The sequence below is a fragment of the Porphyromonas uenonis 60-3 genome (assembly GCF_000174775.1).
Lineage (GTDB): Bacteria > Bacteroidota > Bacteroidia > Bacteroidales > Porphyromonadaceae > Porphyromonas > Porphyromonas uenonis_A.
The window spans coordinates 1-603 of record NZ_ACLR01000128.1; the positions used below are offsets into that span (position 1 = coordinate 1).

General features: G+C 54.9%; 1 protein-coding gene. It reads left to right on the plus strand.

Annotated elements, in window-relative coordinates; all coding sequences use genetic code 11:
- Positions 1-349: transposase (locus PORUE0001_RS04960; protein WP_007365372.1), on the plus strand; the 349-nt coding region annotated here is incomplete at its 5' end.
- Positions 350-603: the final 254 nt, after the last annotated feature.

The window sequence follows — 603 nt, forward strand, 5'->3', positions numbered from 1 at the left end:
GATCGTTTTTACCGACAACTTCAAGGGCTGGAGTGCCAAGAAGATGGCTAGCTACTGCGGTATAGCGCCCTTCTACGAGAGCTCTGGGAGCTCAGTCTTTCACAAATCCAACACAGGAGGCTACAGTAACCGACGGCTAAAAGGAATCTTGACCCAAGCAGCCCGAAGTGCCATAACTCATAACCCAACATTTAAACAGTATTACCAACGCATGAAAGCTCAAGGCAAGCCCTACGGGGTCATCCTCAACAACGTCAACAATAAGCTCCTCCACATCCTCTTCTCGCTGGTTGCGCACGACTGCGACTTCGAGCTAGACCACGAAGCGAAGAGAGCTCTACGAGCCTAGTCCAAGGAAGGAAAATCTCCGCTCCGGGAGCGCCCCGCGGCAAGGGGTGGGAGCCCCCACCCCGACGAGCGGTTACGAAGAGAAGAGAGTCCTCCGAGGCAAGTTCAGAAAGGAAAATCTCCGCTCCGGGAGCGCCCCGCGGCAAGGGGTGGAGCCCCCACCCCGACGAGCGGGTTCCCGAAGAGAAGTCGACCGAGCTTGCGAAACGAGAAAAAAAACTTCGCTTTTACTTGCATTGAACTTAGAAAGCGCTC